Here is an 18867-nt window from a genome sequence, read left to right as displayed (position 1 = left end):
TGATTATACGATTTTGAATCGCTTTGGGCCTATTGTTACGCGTCAAGCACAACAGTGATCACAGAAAAAGGGGCCAAATTAGCGATAATAAGCATTTCAACCTGAAACGGAGACTGTCTTGAGTTCGCAAGACCTTAGTACCCTGATCAGCCGGGCCGAGCGGGTTCTCGCTCAACTGGAAGCCTGGCTGCCCCCTGCTCCACCCCCCATCAACTGGGATTCCATTGCTTTTCGCTGGCGTACCAATGGTTCGCGCGGCTGGCTTGAAGGTGTCCAGCACGTAGCCACCATCCAGACCGAAGACCTGCATCATATCGAACGCCAAAAGGGCATTATTGAGCGCAACACCCGCCATTTCCTGGCAGGCAAACCGGCCAATAACGTCTTGATGACAGGTGCTCGCGGTACGGGCAAAAGCTCGCTGGTCAAAGCCATGCTGGCCAAGTTTGCCGATCAGGGCCTGCGTCTGATCGAAGTGGACAAGTCCGATCTGGGCGACCTGGGCTACATCATTGACCTGATCAGCACCCGCCCCGAACACTTCATCATCTTCAGCGACGACCTGTCCTTTGAAGAAGGTGAAGCCGGTTACAAGGCGCTTAAATCCGTGCTGGACGGCTCGCTGGCCTCCCCTGGCGACAATGTACTGATCTACGCCACGTCCAACCGACGTCACCTGATGCCCGAGTACATGAAAGAGAACCTGAGTGCCTCCACGTCTGCAGACGGCGAGATCCACCCTGGTGAAGCCGTTGAAGAAAAGGTATCCCTGTCCGAGCGCTTTGGACTATGGTTGTCGTTTTACCCCTTTAAACAAGACGACTACCTGGACATTGTGTATCACTGGCTTGGCGCTTTGGGTTGCCCTGCAGAACACATTGAAAGCTCGCGTATGGAAGCCTTGCAATGGGCTCTGGAACGTGGCTCTCGCTCCGGCCGGGTAGCACGTCAATTTGCTAGAGATTGGACCGCTAGACATGTCTAAACCCACGTTGGAAGTGGCCGTTGGCGTTTTACTGAACCAACACGGCCAAGTGCTACTGGGAAAACGCCCAGCCGATAAACCCTGGCCGGGCTGGTGGGAACTGCCAGGCGGCAAGATTGAGGCGGGCGAGAGCGTCATACAGGCGCTGGTACGGGAACTGCGCGAAGAACTCGGCATTGAAACCACCCACGCACACCCCTGGGTTACCTATACACACGAATACCCCAAAAATTTCGTCAAACTCTCTTTCTGCCTGGTGCGGGAATGGGAAGGCGAACCCCAATGCCTGGAAGGCCAAGAGCTTGCCTGGGTCAACCCTGAAGGTCCTTTGGAAGTCGGCCCTGTACTGCCTGCTACCGAACCGCCGCTTAAATGGCTGCAACTGCCCGAACGCTATCTGATTACCAACATCGACGAGCCGGCCCGCTTACCCGCCTATCTGGAACAACTGGAACAAGCCCTGCAACAAGGCCCGGCCCTGGTCCAGTTTCGTGAGCCAGCCTGGGCTGCACGGCCCGATGCCGAATTCCATTTGCACCAGGCGTTCCTGCAAGTTGTGAACCTGTGCCAGCGCTACCAAGCGCGCTGCCTGGTCAACAGCCTGCACCCCGAGAGCTGGTGGGACCATGCCGATGGTGTGCATTTGCGCGCCAGCGACGCCCAATCCCTTTCCGCGAAATGCCACGACACCCTGACGACATTTCCCGCGATCAGCAAAGGCCTGATCGGCATGTCCACGCACAATGAAAGTGATATTGAAATAGCCCGCAAAATCCAGGCGGACTTTCTGGTTCTGGGCCATGTCCTGGAAACCTCCTCCCATCCCGGCGATCCCGGCATGGGCTGGGCCCGTTTCGCCAGCCTGGCGGAACAAGCTGGCCTGCCAGTGTTTGCCATAGGCGGGCAATCGGCCAGGACCTTGGCTGACGCCCGCAACCACGGTGCACACGGTATTGCCGGTATACGCCACATGCTGGACAACGACCCGGCATGACGCCACACGTCACTATTTCAGAACATGAAGGCGTACGCTACCTGCACCTGGGCTCTGCCTGGGTGCAAGGTGCCATGCGCCTGGATGCTCCCGATCAGCTAGAGCTGCACTACATTCGCCAAATGATGATCTGGACCTTGTTCCAGACCGATCCACGTCGTATTGCCCAGCTTGGCCTGGGCGCAGGCAGCCTGACACGCTTTTGCTACCAGCACTTCCCCCAGGCGCGCATCGACGCCGTGGAAATCAACCCGGAAGTGGTGCAGGCCAGTCGCCTGCTGTTTAACCTGCCGCCCGACGACGAACGCCTGAACGTGCACACGGTAGACGCGCTGGACTATCTGGATGCCGTCTACGGCGAGCTGGATGTGCTGCAAATTGATGTGTACTCCGACCAGGCCGAACACCCTGCCCTGGAAAGCGCAGCTTTCTATCAGGCCTGCCGCAAGGCTCTGGGGCCACAAGGACTGTTAACGGTGAATTTGCTGGGCTCGGAACTGGTCCATGCGCGCAATCTGCATGCGCTTCAAGAAAGCTTCCCGGCCGTAGTCTGGTTACCTGAAACGCACGATGGCAATCTGGTCGCCCTGGCTTTTGCTGACCCGCCACAAATTGACTTTGATGACTTGTACCAGCGGGCCGAAGAGATCCACGCCACCTTGGGCTTGGCCGACGGCGAGGAATGGGTTGACGGGCTGTATGCCTGGATGGACCAGGACTGAGGCGGTTTCCACGCCATATCAAGCAAGGAATGAGCCGCTGTTGAACGCTAAGCAAGCAAACTGCAGCCCCAAGCTTGGGAGGTAGTCCAATCTTTGCTTGGTCCATACGGGGCAAACCGGGCGTTGAAGCTCCGGCCCAGCCAGGCCGGAGAGCACAATGAAACGGCCAAACTAAACCAAACCAAGCGCCAAGAAGTTCAGCCAACGCCGAACCACCTCAAACCAAACTAAACCAAACTTGATTAAGACCAGATTGGATCGGGTCAGGTCATGTCAGGTCAGGTCAGGTCAGGTCAGGTCAGATTAGTGTAGGTCAGGCCGAACCTATTCTGCTTTAGCGGCTGGATCAGCTTCCACCGCGTTCGGCTCTTCGGGGTTCAGACCTGTCGCTACATCCCAACCGCCGCCCAAGGCAACCATCAGCTTGACCGCAGCCCGCAGGCGTTGAGACTCCAGGTCCAAAGCCTGCCGCTCGGCCGACAGCGCCGTGGCCTGGGTTTGGGCCAGACTCAGAAAATCCACCAGACCGGCATCAAACTGATTGCGTGTCAGCCGCAAGGACTCGCGTGCCGCGGCCAGAGAACGCGCCTGGCTGGCTTGCTCCAGCTCCAGGCCATTGCGTTCAGACAAGGCATCTTCCACTTCCTTCAACGCATCCAGCACCGTCTGACGGTAGGCAGCCAATTGTTCGTCATAGCTGGCCTCGGCCTGCTCGACTTGCGCACGGCGTGCCCCAAAATCCAGCAAGGTCAGGGCAAAGGCAGGACCCAGGGACCAGACACGCGCGGGTGCCGTCAGCCATTCGCCAAGATCACTGCTGCTGAACCCCCCACTGGCCTTCAGGCTCAAACTGGGAAACCAGGCAGCCTTGGCCACACCAATCTGGGCATTGGCCTGCGCCATGCGACGCTCGGCACGGGCCACATCGGGGCGACGTTCCAGCAAACTGGATGGCAGACCCACCGGAATATCCGGAGCAACAGGCCAGGGCGCATGAGGCACCACCTCAAACTGGGAAGGTGCGCGGCCTACCAACACAGCCATCGCATGCAGGTAGGAGGCCTTCTCGCGATTCAAGGCCAAGCGCTGGGTGCGAGCCCCCTCTAGCTGGCTTAAGGCTGCGGCCACATCTCCCGGTGCCGAAAACCCGGCGTCCAGGCGATTCTGATTGATTTGCAAAGAACGCTCGTACGCGGCCACGGTTTCATCCAGCACTCGCTCGCTGGACTCCACACTGCGGTACTGCAAATAGGTCTGCGCCAATTGAGACTGCAGGCTCAAGCGTGTGGCAGCCATATCCGCAGCACTGGCTTGCAGGCCAGCATCACCTGCTTCTACCTGACGGCGAATCCGCCCCCACAAGTCCACTTCCCAATTCACCGTAATGCTGGCGTCATAGGCGCTGCTGCTTTGCCTGGTATCACCGGACCCACTGCCACGCCTTGTCGTGCCGACCGAACTGCCTACTTGCGGGAACTGGGTCGAACGCGTGTTGGACAGAGTGGCCTGCGCCTGACGAACGCGTGCCTGTGCCTGCTGCAAGGTAAAGTTCTGCTCATTAAGGCTTTGCATCAGGGTGTTGAGCACGCCATCGTTGAAGCTTTCCCACCAGGGGCCGCGGTCTTTCAAATCAGCCGGTTCGGCCTGCTTCCAGGCCGTGGACCGTACCTCTTCCCGGAAGTGCTCGCCCACCGGCGCTTCGGGCCGCTGATAATCAGGGCCAACAGCACATGCGGACAGGAGCAGCACCATCCCAGCCAGTGCGAAGCGCGGAAGAATCATGGCGTTAGAAGTAGGCATATCAGCTTATATATTCAAAGTTGTCTGGTTCTTGCGGCGCATGAAGCGATGGCGCAAACGATCCAGATAAAGATAAACCACCGGCGTGGTGTACAAAGTCAGGATTTGACTGAGCACCAAACCACCCACAATGGTGACTCCCAAGGGCTGGCGCATTTCCACGCCGGGCCCGGAGGCCAGAATCAAAGGAATAGCACCAAAAATGGCGGACAAGGTCGTCATCATGATGGGGCGGAATCGCACCAGGCAGGCTTCGTAAATAGCCTCACGCGACCCCATGCCGCGCTCACGCTCCATTTGCAAGGCGTAGTCCACCATCATGATGGCGTTCTTCTTGACGATACCAATCAGCAAGAACACCCCGATCATGGCAATCAGGTTGAACTCGCCACTGGTCATCATCAGAGCCAGCAATGCCCCAATCCCGGCCGAAGGCAAAGTGGACAGAATGGTGAGCGGGTGCATATAGCTCTCGTACAGCATCCCCAGCACGATATACAAAGCCACCAAGGCAGCCAGAAACATCATGGGTTGCTTGGCCAGGGCATCGAGCATCTGCGCCGTATTACCTTCAAACCCGGCCTGGATCTCGCGTGTAGGAAGCTGAATGCGAGCCATGGCCTGTTCAATGGCCGCCGTTGCCTGACTGAGGGTGACGCCTTCGGCCAAACCGAAGGACACGGACTCGGCCACCAGCAAGCCCATATGGTTAATGCTGCGCGGCGCGGTGCCGGTCGTAAAGCGCGTAAAGGCAGACAAAGGAACGCGAGTGCCGTCTTTGGCAACAACCTCGATTTCCTTCAGGGACTCCAGATCCTGCGCAAAACGCGGCTCCACTTCCATGACTACGTAATACTGGTTCAAGCGGCCAAAAATCGTGGAAACCTGACGCTGGGAAAAGGAGTTGTTCAAAGTCCCTGCCACCATAGACATATCAATGCCCAGGCGCGTGGCCATATCGCGGTCAATTTCCAGTTGGACCAGACCGGCCTTATCGTCCGTGCCAGTGTCCACGTCCACCAGCTCTGGCAATTCGGCCATGGCTTGCTGAACCTTGGGCAACCAGGTTTTCAACAGCTCCAGGTCACTGCCCAGCAAGGAATAGTCGTAAGAGCCACTGCGCCCGCCGCCCCCGCTACCGACCGGAATATCCTGCTGCGGCACCATGAACATGCGCGCCCCCGGCGTGGTGGATAAAGGCTCGCGCAGACGATTCACAACATCCGTCGTGCTGGCCTTGCGCTCGTCCATAGGCTTGAGTTCAACCAGAATAAAGGACGAAGTGCTGCCACTGCGGCCTCCGGCAAACACGGCCACCGAACGAATGTCCGGGTCCTGATTCAGGATGGAACGGAAGTATTCCAGCTTGGGCACCATGGACTGAAAGGAAGTCCCCCGATCGACTCGGAAAAAACCCATCAACTGGCCAGTATCCTGCTGCGGGAACAGCCCCTTGGGCACTACGGCGTAGAGGTACACATTCAGGCCAATTGTGACAAACAAGGAGAACAGCATCAGTCGATGGTGCTTGAGCGCCCACCCCAATGAACGACGGTAGCCACGCCAGCTGACACTGCCTATCCAACCCAAAAAACGACTGACAGGGTTGGTGGACTCATGCTCTTGCGGCCCAGGACGCAGCAGGCGCGATGACATCATGGGAGTCAGCATCAAGGAGATCACCAGGGACACCAGCACGGCGGTACACAAGGTGACGGCAAACTCCATGAACAAGCGCCCCGCCAGCCCCCCGATCAGCCACAATGGAATGAACACGGCCACCAGCGACAAGCTCATGGCCGTGACGGTAAAGCCCACCTCCCGCGTCCCGCGCAAGGCTGCCCGCATGGGGGACAAGCCTTTTTCCAGGTAACGCATAATGCTTTCCAGCACCACGATGGCGTCATCCACCACAAATCCGGTAGCGACAATCAGGGCCATCAGGGAAATGGTGTTCAACGTAAAGCCGAACAAATGCATGAAGGCAAAGGTACTGATCAAGGACGCCGGGACGGCAATAGCCGGAATTAAAGCAGCGCGCCAGTTTCGCAGGAATAGCAAGACCACCAGCACCACCAGGGCCACCGCAATAATCAGTGTCAGTTGGGCCTCTTCCAGCGTAGCGCGAATACTGGGCGTACGATCCTGAGCCACTGTCAATTGCGCCTGGGTGGGCAGCATTTCCTCGATACCAGCCAGGCGTTCACGAATGGTATTGACCGTCTCGATAATATTGGCGCCCGCCTGACGACGCACAATCAACAGCACCGCTTCCTGGTTATTCCAATAACCCATACTGTGAATGTTTTCGACAGAGTCCTCGACCTTGGCCACATCCCCCAAACGGATAACCTGCCCATCCTGATTCTTCAGAATCAAGGGGTCAAAAAACCGTGCCTGGTTGTACTGCTTGCCCGAGTTGATCTGCCACTGGCCCTGCTCGCTTTCCAGATAGCCATTGGGACGCAGACTGTTGGCGTTATTGATCACCGAACGCACATCGTCCAGCGCAATGCCAGCCGAGGCCAATGCCTTGGGATTCAATCCCACCCGCACTGCTGGCAAAGAGCCACCGCCCACGTCTACCGAACCTACGCCCGGAATCTGAGCGAGCTTCTGCTGCACAATGCCGCTGGCCATATCAAACAGCTGGGCCTTGTTGGCCGTCTGCGAGGTCAAGGCCAGCACCATGATAGGCATGGACGAAGGGTTGACCTTCTCGTAGGTGGGCACGCTGGACATGCCCGAAGGCAACATGGGCCGGGCCTGGTTGATAGCGGCCTGCACATCGCGTGCAGCCCCTTCAATATCCCGGTCCAACTCAAATACCAGCATGATCTGGGTGGAACCCTCGCTGCTGCGAGAGCTCATTTCCGACACCCCGGCAATAGAACCTAAAGCCTGCTCCAGTGGCGTGGCCACACTGGAAGCCATGGTTTCAGGGCTGGCACCGGGCAAAGTGGCCGAAATCGCAATCACCGGAAAATCCATTTCCGGCAAAGACGCCACGGGCAAGAGCCGCAAGGCCAATGCGCCCACCAAGACCATCGCCAGTGCCAGCAGGCTGGAGCCCACTGGCCGGAAGATAAACAGCCCTAACAAGCGTTTCATGTCGACTCGCGTACCGACTTGGCGCCATTACGGGTAAAGCGGTCAAAAAACAGATAGATCACGGGAGTCGTGAACAGGGTCAGCACTTGGCTAGCCAAGAGACCGCCCACCATGACCAGTCCCAAGGGTTGACGCAGCTCTGCGCCAGAGCCGGTGGCCAGCATCAAAGGGATGGCACTGAACAAGGCCGCCAGAGTCGTCATCAAAATGGGGCGGAAACGCAGCAAGGCGGCTTGATGAATGGCCTCTTGCGGTTTCATGCCCTGCTCGCGCTGCGCCTCCAGGGCGAAGTCGATCATCATGATGGCGTTCTTTTTCACGATACCAATCAGCAGAATGATCCCGATCACCCCCACCATGTCCAGATCCCGCCCGGCTAACAGCAAGGCAAGCAGCGCGCCGATGGCAGCCGAAGGCAGCGTCGACAAAATAGTGATGGGGTGGATATAGCTTTCATACAAAACACCCAGCACGATGTACATGGTCAGCACGGCGGCCAACATCAGCCACAGCGTGCTGGACAAAGAAGCATGGAAGGCCTTGGCGGCACCCAGGTAGCGGGTATCCACCGAGGATGGCATACCGATCTGGTCGGGCACGGTTTCAATGGCTTCAATGGCGTCGGACAAGGAATAGCCATCAGCCAGGTCAAAGGACACGTTCACGGACGGGAACTGTCCCAAGCGCTCTACCGATAACGTTGTGGGAACCAGCTGAATGCGCGCCAGGGAAGTAATCGGCACAGGTGTACCTGCCGCTGTCATTACATGAATATTTTCCAGATCCTGCGGGCCTTGGCGATATTGATCCTTTACCTCCAGCACGACGCGGTACTGGGCAGACTGCGTGTAGATCGTGGAGATCAAACGCTGTCCGAACGCGTCGTACAGTGCATCGTCGATATTTGCCTTGGTCACGCCCACACGGGCTGCCGCATCCCGGTCTATATCCAGCAGCACTTGCAGGCCATCGTTTTGCAGGCTCATGGATGCATCTTTAATCTGCGGCAAGGCATTGACGGCATCCAGCCAACGCGGCATCCAGGTCGTCAGCACCTCTGTTTCCGGGTCCGACAAGGCCATCTGGTACACATTACGGCTGATCTGATCGTCTACCGTCAGCTCCTGAATGGACTGTTGGTAAACCGACAAACCGGGAATATCTTTCAGACGCTCATCGAGCCTGGCCATGATTTCATTGGCGCTGGCCCGGCCTGAACCAATGGGCTTCAAGGCAATTTGCAGGCGGCCGTTATTCAAGGTGGCGTTCGTGCCATCCACCCCGATAAAAGAGGTGACCGCTTCCACATCCGGATCTTCCAGCACAATCGCAACGGCTTGCTGCTGCAAATTCCCCATTGCGCGGAACGACGCGGTTTGCGGTCCTTGGGTAATCGCCTGAATCAGGCCGGTATCCTGTTGTGGGAAAAAGCCTTTGGGGACGATCACGTACAGCAGGCCCGTCAACACCACTGTGCCCAGAGCTACCCACAAGGTCAGCGTCTGGTGGCGCAGCACCACAATCAGGCCACGGTCGTAAGCCGCAATGATGCGGTCCATCTGATCACCCAACCAGGTCGTGAAACGGCCATACTGGCGCTCGTCCTCGGGCTTGAGCATACGCGCACACATCATGGGCGTGAGCGTCAGCGAAATGAACAGGGACAGCAGGATGGCGACGGCCAGGGTAATGGCAAACTCACGGAACAAACGGCCGATGACATCACTCATGAACAGCAACGGAATCAGCACTGCGATCAGGGAGATGGTCAGTGACAGCAGGGTAAAGCCAATTTGCGCCGCGCCCTTCAAAGCGGCCTGCAAGGCGGTTTCGCCCTTTTCGATATAGCGGGCGATGTTCTCGATCATCACGATCGCATCATCAACCACAAAGCCGGTGGCAACCGTCAAGGCCATCAGGGTCAGGTTATTAATACTGAATCCCCACATCAGCATGATGGCAAAGGTGGCGATCAGGGAGATAGGCACGACAACGCTGGGAATCAGCGTAGCCGTCCAGGTGCGCAGGAACACAAAAGTCACCAGCACCACCAGCACAATGGCCAGCATCATTTCCTTTTGCACATGGTCAACCGAGTCCCGAATGGTCTGGGTGCGGTCCGTGGCGACTTCCACATCCACACCGACCGGCAAGGAACGGCGTATCTCGGGCAGCAGGCTTTGAATCTGGTCCACTACATCAATGACGTTGGCGCCAGGCTGACGCTGAATATTCAGCAAGATCGCAGGCACAGTCCCCATCCAGGCGGCCTGACGCACATCCTGTGCATCCCGCACCACCTTGGCCAGTTCGCCCAGACGCACAGCAGCACCGTCCTTGTAGCTGACGATCAGATTTTCATAATCCTGTACCGTTTTCAGTTGTTCATTGGCACCGATGCTGGTGGAACGCTGAGGCCCATCCAGATTGCCTTTGGGTTGGTTCACGTTGGCCGCGACCACCGCCTGCCGCAGGTGACTTAAGGTCAGATTGCGGACGGCCAAGGCGTTGGGATCAGCCTGAATGCGCATGGCTGGTTCCTGGCCACCCGCAATGCTGACCAGTCCGACACCCGTCACCTGCGAGAGTTTTTGTGCAACCCGCACATCAATCAGGTCGCGCACCTCGTGCAGGGGCATATTGGGGGAAGTCACCGCCAAAGAAATAACCGGGGTATCAGCCGGATTGACCTTGTTATAGATAGGCGGTGCAGGCAAATCATTGGGCAGCATATTGGAGGCGGCATTAATCGCCGCCTGCACCTCTTGCTCGGCCACATCCAGGGGCAAGCCCAAATCAAACTGCAAGGTAATGCGCGATGCCCCGCCCGAGCTGGACGAAATCATCTGCGACAGGCCCGACATGCTGCCGAAGCGCCGCTCCAGCGGTGAAGTGATCAAGGCCGCCACTACATCCGGGCTAGCGCCCGGATAGAGCGTGACCACCTGAATAGTGGGGTAATCCACCTGCGGCAAAGCGGCTACGGGCAACATGCGATAGGCCAGCAAGCCGGACACCAGCAAGGCCACCATCGCCAAGGTGGTAGCCACCGGGCGCAGGATAAAGATACGCGACATGCTCACGGCTTACTCGCTTGCAGGACGTGGACGGCGACCCTCACCCGGACGTTTGCCTTGCTCTGGCTTGTCGGCGGCATCATCGGGCGCAGGCTTTTCCTTGACCTGACCATCTTGCTGCATCACCTCGACCTCCGAGCCTTCACGCAAACGGTCAGTCCCTTCAACCACCACACGATCGCCCTCTTTCAGGCCGGTTTTAATCAAGGTCAATTCCAGCGTGGCCGTACCCAATTCCACCACCTGGATATGGACCTTGTCCTCGGCATCCAGGGTGTACACATACGTGCCCACCGAACCCCGTTGCACAGCGTGCGATGGGATCAGCAAGCCTTGTTCCTGGCCCAAAAAGACACGGGAATTGACAAACTGATTAGCAAACAAGGTTTCATCGGCATTATCAAATTCGGCCTTCACTTTCAGCGTGCCGGTATTGATGTCGATCTGGTTATCCAGTGCCTGCAAACGGCCCTTGTCCGACAAGAGCTGACCCTTGCTGTCGATCAGGGACACCCGCAAAGGCGATTCGCTTTGTTTCATGGCCTCCAGCAGGCTGCTCAATTGATTCTGCGGCAAGGAGAACTCCACGCCTATGGGATCCGTCTGGGTAATGACGACAATCCCATCGGTACTACCGGCAGACACCAGATTGCCCTGATCCAGCTTGCGCAAACCCAGGCGGCCATCCAAAGGCGCCGTAATACGAGTGCGATCCAGCTGGACCTGCGCACGGGCCACCTCTGCTTGATTGGATTTGATCTGTGCCTGCAGTTGCTGAACGGCCGTTTCCTTGGTTTCCAAGGCCTGGCGAGCAATAGAATTCTGTTGAAACAGGACGCGGTGGCGGGCCAGTTCCTGCTGCGCCCCTTTGAGCTGAGCCTGATTCTGCGCCAATTGGCCACGCGCCTGATCCAGTTGCACCTGATAGGTACGCGGATCAATCTCGGCCAGCAAATCGCCGGCCTTTACACGTTGGCCGTCCTTGAAGTGGATGCGTTCGAGCACACCATCAACTTCGCCGCGCACGGCGACTGTTTGCAAAGGTTTGACCGTGGCAATCGCATTGACCGTTTGGTCGATCAGGCCTTCCTTGACCGTGGCCACCTGCACCGGGACTTTAGTCGCCCCCATCATGCCGCGAGGCCCGCGCATGGGAGTGGACGTACTGGAAGGGGAAGACAGGGCGTAATAAACGAGGCCTGCTGTCACCAGCAGCCCCACCACCACCCAGACATAGAAGGATCGGGACCGCCGACCTCTGCCTGTGTTCAACTCCGACATGAATACTCCCCGGCTAAAACTTGATTGTCTCTATGCACGGTCTAAATAAGCGTTTAAGCACTACCGATCGTGACGGCGACACGCATTATGCAGCCAAAACACGATAGCAATTAGTTTCAAACGATAAAGAGATACAAGCGCTGACAAAACCGCATCCCTGCTAGACCACGCTGGCACAGCAAGTATAAAAGCGGCAGTCTGAACCTTATATGAACAGCGTTTTCAGCCGAAGTTGCAACGGGCCAGCCTGAAGGGGATATCCCCCGTCACGGCCTGCGGTTTCAATTGATTATCTTGCTGCACAAAGCGTATCCAGATGACGTAGCGGTTAGCGCTCATTTCCGGATAGATGCACGCACCGGCGTCCACCCACACCCGCAGCAACTGGAAGGTCTTGCCTGCCAGCATTTCTTGATAGGAACCGTCACGGGCCAGTTGGTCTGCCGAGTCACCCGACTGACGCAGCAAGCGCAAAATCAAGGCCAGACCTTGATACAGTGGCAGGAAAGACTCGGACCAACGGCGCAAATCCTGGACACGATCGGCATCGGGGCGCTGTTGCCAGGAATAATAAGAAGGCATGTCCACCTGGGACGTACCACCGGGCACAGCAACCCGGCCCCGCAAACTGGCCAACCATTCATTTTCACGCAGGCCCTGCCCCACCCGTCCCTGGGCCGAGAGGTCAGCAGAAGCGCGCACAATTTGTTCAATCATCTTGTCCAGCGCCTGCAGCTGAACACCGGGGTGTTCACGCAGCGCAGCCAGCGCCACGCGCTGACGCTCCAGGTCTTGAAGAACAGCAGAACGCAAATCGGTTCGATCCGAGATGTCCAGTAAATCAAACAAAGTCGCTACAGCGATCTGATGCGAGTACGCATCCTGGTTGGCCGAAAAATGAAACAGCCTATCGAACAAGTATTCGACTCTCAGTAAAGCCCGGACACGCTCATTGCAGGGGTATTCGTATAGAGTCACGCGTTTAAAAACCTTTTTCTGTCGACTGGAGGGTCAGACACGTCGTGTTGTCAGGCAGTCAAGGCACACCAGCGTTGGTGTACGGCTCGCGCCCGCTCTTCCAATAGGGGCAAAGTCGTCTGCCCGTCATTCAGAACCACGTCGTCGGCCACATCCAGGCGCTGCTGACGTTGCGCCTGTGCTGCCATGATACGTTCAATTGTGGCCACTGCCAGCCCGTTGCGCTTTTGAACACGCTCGATCTGGGTCGCTTCATCACAATCCACAACGCAAATCCGGTCCACACGGTCTCGCCATCGTCCTGATTCCACCAGCAAGGGTACAACCACAACAAGATAACATCCTTGCGCTTTCAAGGTCTGTGCTTTTGTTACGTTCCAAATCAGGGGATGAATGATCGCCTCAAGTCGATGACGGGCATCAGGATCGGCAAATACACAGGCCCGCATCCAATCCCGGTCCATGGAACCATCCGCGGCCAAGGCCTGTGCCCCAAAGGCAGCGCGAATCGGCTCAATGGCCAGACCACCGGGCGCGGTCAACTCATGCGCGATGACATCCGTATCCACGACAGCCGCCCCCCAAGAGGCAAAAAAATTGGCCACCTGGCTTTTGCCCGATCCAATTCCACCAGTCAGCCCAATTGTCAGCATGCGCAATCCACGGATAAAAAACAAAACTGTAACGTACCCGCGCCAATCCTCCTACCCTGAATAGACCTGATACTGTCCCGCCGCCCCAGGTCTAGCGTAGAATTCAGCTATCAACCAGTCCACGGAAGCCCGCCATGTCTTTCACCAAGATTTCCCCCCTGCGTTCCCTTACCTTGCTTTCGGTCGTTTTGCTGGCAGCATGTGCCCAGGCACCCGTTCAGCCTACCCCTAACGAGGGTCGTGACTCCACCCAGAAAGACGCCCTGCGCCAAGCGCAAGGTAGCGGCACCGCCCGTGCCCCCTCGCAAATCAATTTAGGCTTCGGTAACCAGGAAGGCCTGCACGCCATTACACCGGCCCGCGCCCAGCAGCCTGCCGCCATGGTCGACCGTAGCGTTCCAGAGCTGGCCGAGCCCAAAACCTTTCTGGGCACCCTGTCCTGCCCACCACAAGGCGGCGCATGTGAGCCCTACAAAATCAGCGTAACCCTGGCTCCTGCTGGCCAATGGCGCTTGCGTGCCACCCCGCTGGGTGCTGGCGAAGAACACCGCATGAGCGGCTGCTGGGTACCTATCGGCACACAGCCTACCCGCATCGCTTTGCTGGCCAACAACGACTCGACCTTGGCCGATCTGAGCTTTGTGAACAACAACGTACTGCGCATTCACACCTTTAACCAGCAACGCCCTACGCTGGAGAGCCACCTGACTCGCCAAGCCGACATCGACCCGATCAGCGAGCTGGACGGCCAGGCCACTCCCGCCTGCCGCTAATCTAAGGAATAGACAGGCTGCCCACCAGGCTGGGCGGCAGCACATCGCGCAAGCCCGGCTCGCTAAATACAAAGCGGGTCAATTCAACCGCATTGCGCACGCGTAACTTCTGAAAAACGCGTGCCCGATGCGCCTCCACCGTACGCTGGGAAATCGCCAATTCAGCCGCAATCACCTTGTTCGCCTTGCCGATGGCGATATAAGACAGCACGTCGCGCTCGCGCGGAGTCAGACTTTCAAACAGCACAGAGGCGGGCAAATGACTATTCAATACCATGTCAGTCTCGTATATCTGTACCAGGCGAACAGGCCGCCTGCGATGTGAAGAATCAACCATAGACAGAGTTTGTCATTTTAGGCAGGGACTACGCGACTGTTAACTTGTACGGGATGTTTTTGTCACAGGACTAATATAGATACACGGTTTTCAATGCGTCGGAAAACCATCTTTTTACGCCTCAAATTGGGGATAAACGCAGACAAAGCTACAGCCTCATCCCCCCCAAGAAACACAACAATCACCTGGGTCACCCCCCCGGATCGGTCAAACACCCCACCTCACCACAGCACAACACAACACAACGCAACACAATAAACCCGGCCCCATAAACTGCCAGCAGAGATGAGCATTCACGGCCATGAGCCACTCTGACGCGCAGCTCTGGGGGGCGGCGATTCAGACTGCTTGCCGCCGGCGGGAGATAGCGCAGGGATGCAAGCACCCTGCTGTTTGAACCCGACGCTTGTACTTGGTCCTGGGGACCAAGTACCGGGTGAGTTCAGGGTGCGCCCGTAGCTATCTCTCGACAAGGGCACCGGTGCGCAGCACCGGCAAGTAGTCAGCCGCCCCCCAGAGCTGCGCGTCAGAGTGGCGTCTTACTGAGTCCCACCCTGGCATGAGGGGGCCTGAACTGCCACCACCCCAACCAAAGCACCAGACAAAGACAAAGACAAAGACTGCAAAAATAAACCACGCAGATATAAAAAAAGCACAGTAAAAACTGTGCTTTTCTCACCAAACAACACAAGAAATCAGGCTTTAACCATTTCCAGGTTGTCGATCAAACGCGTCGCGCCCAATTTGGCAGCAGCCAATGCCACCAACGGTTCACCAGCTGCAATTTGCTCTGGCGTCGGTTCCAGCAAATCCGACTGACGACGCAAGGCCATATAGTCCACCTTCCAGCCCAGATCCGTCATCTTCTTGGTCGCATAAGCCTCGATCTCCTCGCGGCTTTGACCTTGCTGCAAACGCTCATTCATTTCCTGCAGTGCGTAATAAATCTGCGGAGCCTGAGCGCGTTCCTCGGGACTCAAATAGCGATTACGCGAAGACATGGCCAAACCATCCTCTTCCCGCACCGTCTCGTGAGCCAGAATCTCTACCGGCAACTGGAACTGACGCACCATCTGGCGCACCACCATCAACTGCTGATAATCCTTCTTCCCAAATACAGCCACACGCGGCTGCACACAGGAAAACAGCTTCAACACAACCGTACACACGCCTTCAAAGAAGTCGGGACGGAAGTGGCCTTCCAGAATGCGACCCAAATGATCAGGCGGGCTGACGCGAAAACTCTGTGGCTCGGGGTACATCTCGCGCTCCGAAGGAGCAAACAAAACATACACATCGCGCTCCTGCTCCATCTTGGCCGCATCTTCCTGCAAAGTGCGCGGGTAACGGTCAAAATCCTCGTTAGGGCCAAACTGCAGGCGGTTCACAAAAATACTGGCCACCACCGGATCGCCATGCTGACGAGCCAACTTCATCAAGTCCAGGTGAGCTCGATGCAGATTCCCCATGGTTGGCACAAATGCCACGCGTGTCTGGCCCTGGAGCTGATCGCGCAGTTCTTGGATGTTATGGACGACTTTCAAAAAATTCTCCGCTACGGAATAAGATCAGGCCCATCGGCCTGCGCTCGAATATAAGTCAGGCGCAAATAAATAGGAGCGTAGGGCTCGGCCTGCGTGATTTCAAGCAGTGACTCTCGTGCCAATTCCAGCATCGCCAGAAAATGCACGACAAGCACCGCCGCCGGATCACCCTGATCCAGGCGTTCATTAAACAGCTCTGTAAACTCCATGAAGCGCACATGCTGCAAACGTCGCAGAATCTGGCTCATGTGATCACGCACCGACAACTGCTCACGCGTAATCTTGTGACTGGCATTGAGCTTGGCACGCTTCAAGATGCCCAGCCAGGCCTCGCGCAAATCATCCGCATTCACTTCCGGCGGAATGGCCTCAATAACCAGTTCGGCCTGGGCATTGGCCAGCAGATAATCGCGCCCCATCAAGGGTAGCTCGTCCAGACGACGCGCGCCTTCCTTCATGCGCTCGTATTCCAGCAGCCGGCGTACCAGCTCGGCACGCGGATCATCCACCTCTTCTCCCGTGTCAGCGCGCCGCACTGGCAGCAACATGCGGGATTTAATCTCGATCAGCAGCGCGGCCATCAAGAGATACTCCCCCGCCAGCTCCAGATTGGTGGCGCGGATCTGCTCCACATAGGCCAGATACTGCCCGGTGACCTGGGCCATCGGAATATCCAGCACATTGAAGTTCTGCTTGCGGATCAGATACAGCAACAGATCCAGCGGCCCTTCAAAGGCGTCCAGAAATACTTCCAGCGCATCAGGCGGAATATACAGATCCTGAGGGATCGCAAACAGCGGCTCACCATAAAGACGCGCCAGCACATCCTCGGGCTGAGGAGCTGGCGTATCCACAACAGTCTGCTGTGCGATCTCAGTCACAGGCGCAGGTGTACAGATTTAGTTGTTTTCGTAGTACACGTAAGGTTTCTGAGGCGTGCGAGCAGCCTTGTAACCGTCTTGCAGTTCCTGGTCAATCTGCTTGTCCCACAGACGATAACGGCCTTCACGCTGCCGTGCTTCGGTATCCGCGTTCTGCTCTTTATACTGTTTAAGAAACTGGGTAATTTCGGATTCGAAATTCTTTGCCATAATACCTGTACGCCTAAATAAATTGGATAACAGAAAAGTTTGAGTTTACTGCACCGCACACCAGAGAGTTCGCCGCATGGCATCTGAACAGACCGAAGCCGCCAAACCGGCGACCATGTCCCCTCAAGAGCGTCGAGCCATACGCATTATTCCCTACATTGTGGGATGTGCATTATTCATGCAAATGCTGGACTCTACGGTTGTAGCCACTGCCCTGCCCACGATGGCCTTGTCGCTGGATACCAGCGTCATCCGCATGAATACCATCATTACCAGCTACCTGCTGGCCGTGGCGGTATTCGTTCCAATCAGTGGATGGGCTGCAGACCGCTTTGGTGCTCGCAAGGTGTTCCTGGCCGCCATTCTACTCTTTACCGCCAGTTCTGTTGCATGTGCCCTGTCCCAGACCCTGTCACAACTGATCATTTCCCGCGTGATACAAGGCATGGCTGGGGCCATGATGGTGCCGGTGGGACGCATTATCTTACTGCGGCGCGTCCCTAAAGATGAGCTTTTAAGCGCCATGGCGGTGCTGACCTTACCCGCCTTGCTGGGCCCCATCATCGGCCCGCCCGTGGGTGGTTTTTTAGTCACGTACGCCAGCTGGCACTGGATTTTCCTGATCAACATCCCCGTTGGCATACTGGGCATTGCCCTGGTGCTGCGCTATATCCGCGAGGACTACCCCACAGAGCGCCCGCCCCTGGACTGGCTGGGCTTTATCTTGAGCGCCATCTGTCTGGCCACTCTGGTGACCAGCTTCGAGAACGTAGGCCATGGCACGCTGGGCTGGGATACCTTGGGCTGGCTGACACTGGCCGGTCTGGTCGCTGGCGCATGGTACGTCTGGCACTCCAGGCAAGTTGCCTACCCAATAATTGATTTGTCCTTGCTGCGCACCAAAACCTTTGCCATTTCCGTGCTGGGCGGCAATCTGTGTCGTTTCTCGCTGGGCGCTGCGCCCTTCCTTTTGGCCATCATGCTGCAAACCAACTTTGGCATGAGCGCATTATCAGCAGGCCTGATTACCTTCACCGGCGCGATTGGTGCTCTGGGCATGAAACTGGTGGCCCCACCCATCATCCGGCGTTACGGTTTTCGCAAAGTCCTGATCGTCAACGCCTGGCTGACGGGCCTGTTCATTGCCCTGTGCGCCATGTTCCAGGCCACCACGCCCATGTGGCTCATGATTGCCGTCCTGACCGCAGGCGGTTTTTTCCGCTCCCTGCAATTCACCGCAGTCAACACCCTCACCTACGCCGACCTGGATTCTGAAGCCATGAGCCAGGCCAGCAGTTTTGCTGCCATGGCGCAGCAACTGGCTATCAGTCTGGGCGTAGCATGTGCGGCGGTAACGCTGAATGTCAGCATGGCATTGCGCGGAGCCAGCAGCGTGGAGACCCAGGATACGATCTGGGCCTTTCTGATTCTGGGTGCTATTACGGCCATCTCCAGCCTGTCTTTTGCCCGACTGTCAGCCAGCGATGGTGAGTCTTTGCAGAAGAAGTAGATCTACATGCC

General features: G+C 57.1%; 15 protein-coding genes. 5 read left to right on the top strand and 10 right to left on the bottom strand.

Annotated elements, in window-relative coordinates; all coding sequences use genetic code 11:
• The first annotated feature begins 118 nt into the window (after positions 1 to 118).
• Genes WFM49_RS15235 through WFM49_RS15225 form a run of 3 tightly spaced genes read left to right on the top strand, consistent with a single transcriptional unit; the run spans position 119 to position 2701 of the window.
• Positions 119 to 985 (top strand): ATP-binding protein, encoded by an 867-nt coding sequence (locus WFM49_RS15235; protein WP_336974132.1) that lies wholly within the window; start codon positions 119 to 121, stop codon positions 983 to 985.
• Positions 978 to 1979, top strand: a complete 1002-nt coding sequence (locus WFM49_RS15230; protein WP_009458754.1) for a Nudix family hydrolase — start codon at positions 978 to 980, stop codon at positions 1977 to 1979. Before WFM49_RS15235 ends, WFM49_RS15230 begins: the two co-directional genes overlap by 8 nt.
• Positions 1976 to 2701 (top strand): hypothetical protein, encoded by a 726-nt coding sequence (locus tag WFM49_RS15225; RefSeq protein ID WP_022983621.1) that lies wholly within the window; start codon positions 1976 to 1978, stop codon positions 2699 to 2701. Before WFM49_RS15230 ends, WFM49_RS15225 begins: the two co-directional genes overlap by 4 nt.
• Before the next feature lie 324 nt (positions 2702 to 3025).
• On the opposite strand, the gene WFM49_RS15220 is transcribed toward WFM49_RS15225, so the two are convergent.
• The 6 genes from WFM49_RS15220 to coaE all read right to left on the bottom strand — a co-directional run bounded on the left by WFM49_RS15220 (position 3026) and on the right by coaE (position 13601).
• On the bottom strand, positions 3026 to 4501 hold the full coding sequence (locus WFM49_RS15220) for an efflux transporter outer membrane subunit (protein WP_336974127.1): 1476 nt from the start codon (positions 4499 to 4501) through the stop codon (positions 3026 to 3028).
• Positions 4502 to 4507: 6 nt separating this feature from the next.
• Positions 4508 to 7612: an efflux RND transporter permease subunit gene (locus tag WFM49_RS15215; RefSeq protein ID WP_336974124.1), complete on the bottom strand. Its 3105-nt coding sequence runs from the start codon at positions 7610 to 7612 to the stop codon at positions 4508 to 4510.
• Complete coding sequence (locus tag WFM49_RS15210) at positions 7609 to 10695, bottom strand: multidrug efflux RND transporter permease subunit (RefSeq protein WP_026484447.1); 3087 nt, start codon at positions 10693 to 10695, stop codon at positions 7609 to 7611. Before WFM49_RS15210 ends, WFM49_RS15215 begins: the two co-directional genes overlap by 4 nt.
• A gap of 3 nt (positions 10696 to 10698) precedes the next feature.
• Complete coding sequence (locus WFM49_RS15205) at positions 10699 to 11970, bottom strand: efflux RND transporter periplasmic adaptor subunit (RefSeq protein ID WP_203145432.1); 1272 nt, start codon at positions 11968 to 11970, stop codon at positions 10699 to 10701.
• Between the two features lie 222 nt (positions 11971 to 12192).
• Complete coding sequence (gene zapD / locus WFM49_RS15200) at positions 12193 to 12948, bottom strand: cell division protein ZapD (protein ID WP_026484449.1); 756 nt, start codon at positions 12946 to 12948, stop codon at positions 12193 to 12195.
• A 50-nt stretch (positions 12949 to 12998) separates the two neighbouring features.
• A complete protein-coding gene (gene coaE, locus WFM49_RS15195; RefSeq protein WP_009458744.1) occupies positions 12999 to 13601 on the bottom strand; it encodes a dephospho-CoA kinase in 603 nt (200 codons plus the stop codon).
• Positions 13602 to 13735: 134 nt separating this feature from the next.
• Here coaE and WFM49_RS15190 point away from each other — a divergent pair, with 134 nt between their 5' ends.
• Positions 13736 to 14374 (top strand): hypothetical protein, encoded by a 639-nt coding sequence (locus WFM49_RS15190; protein WP_009458742.1) that lies wholly within the window; start codon positions 13736 to 13738, stop codon positions 14372 to 14374.
• Position 14375: 1 nt separating this feature from the next.
• On the opposite strand, the gene WFM49_RS15185 is transcribed toward WFM49_RS15190, so the two are convergent.
• The 4 genes from WFM49_RS15185 to WFM49_RS15170 all read right to left on the bottom strand — a co-directional run bounded on the left by WFM49_RS15185 (position 14376) and on the right by WFM49_RS15170 (position 17346).
• Positions 14376 to 14651 (bottom strand): response regulator transcription factor, encoded by a 276-nt coding sequence (locus WFM49_RS15185; protein WP_009458741.1) that lies wholly within the window; start codon positions 14649 to 14651, stop codon positions 14376 to 14378.
• A 755-nt stretch (positions 14652 to 15406) separates the two neighbouring features.
• Positions 15407 to 16255, bottom strand: a complete 849-nt coding sequence (gene panC, locus WFM49_RS15180) for a pantoate--beta-alanine ligase (RefSeq protein ID WP_009458740.1) — start codon at positions 16253 to 16255, stop codon at positions 15407 to 15409.
• A gap of 11 nt (positions 16256 to 16266) precedes the next feature.
• Entirely contained in the window at positions 16267 to 17109 is an 843-nt protein-coding gene (locus tag WFM49_RS15175) for a segregation and condensation protein A (RefSeq protein ID WP_009458739.1), read from the bottom strand.
• 45 nt (positions 17110 to 17154) lie between these two features.
• The gene (locus tag WFM49_RS15170; protein ID WP_009458738.1) at positions 17155 to 17346 is read right to left on the bottom strand and encodes a DUF3460 family protein; all 192 of its coding nucleotides are present in this window, start codon (positions 17344 to 17346) and stop codon (positions 17155 to 17157) included.
• A gap of 76 nt (positions 17347 to 17422) precedes the next feature.
• Here WFM49_RS15170 and WFM49_RS15165 point away from each other — a divergent pair, with 76 nt between their 5' ends.
• Positions 17423 to 18856, top strand: a complete 1434-nt coding sequence (locus WFM49_RS15165; protein ID WP_035270372.1) for a DHA2 family efflux MFS transporter permease subunit — start codon at positions 17423 to 17425, stop codon at positions 18854 to 18856.
• The last annotated feature ends 11 nt before the right edge of the window (positions 18857 to 18867 follow it).

It is taken from the genome of Alcaligenes sp. PF14 (genome assembly GCF_037150615.1).
Classification (GTDB): Bacteria; Pseudomonadota; Gammaproteobacteria; order Burkholderiales; family Burkholderiaceae_B; genus Alcaligenes; species Alcaligenes phenolicus.
Note: the sequence above shows the minus strand (reverse complement) of the source record. Positions and strands in the feature narration are given on the sequence as shown.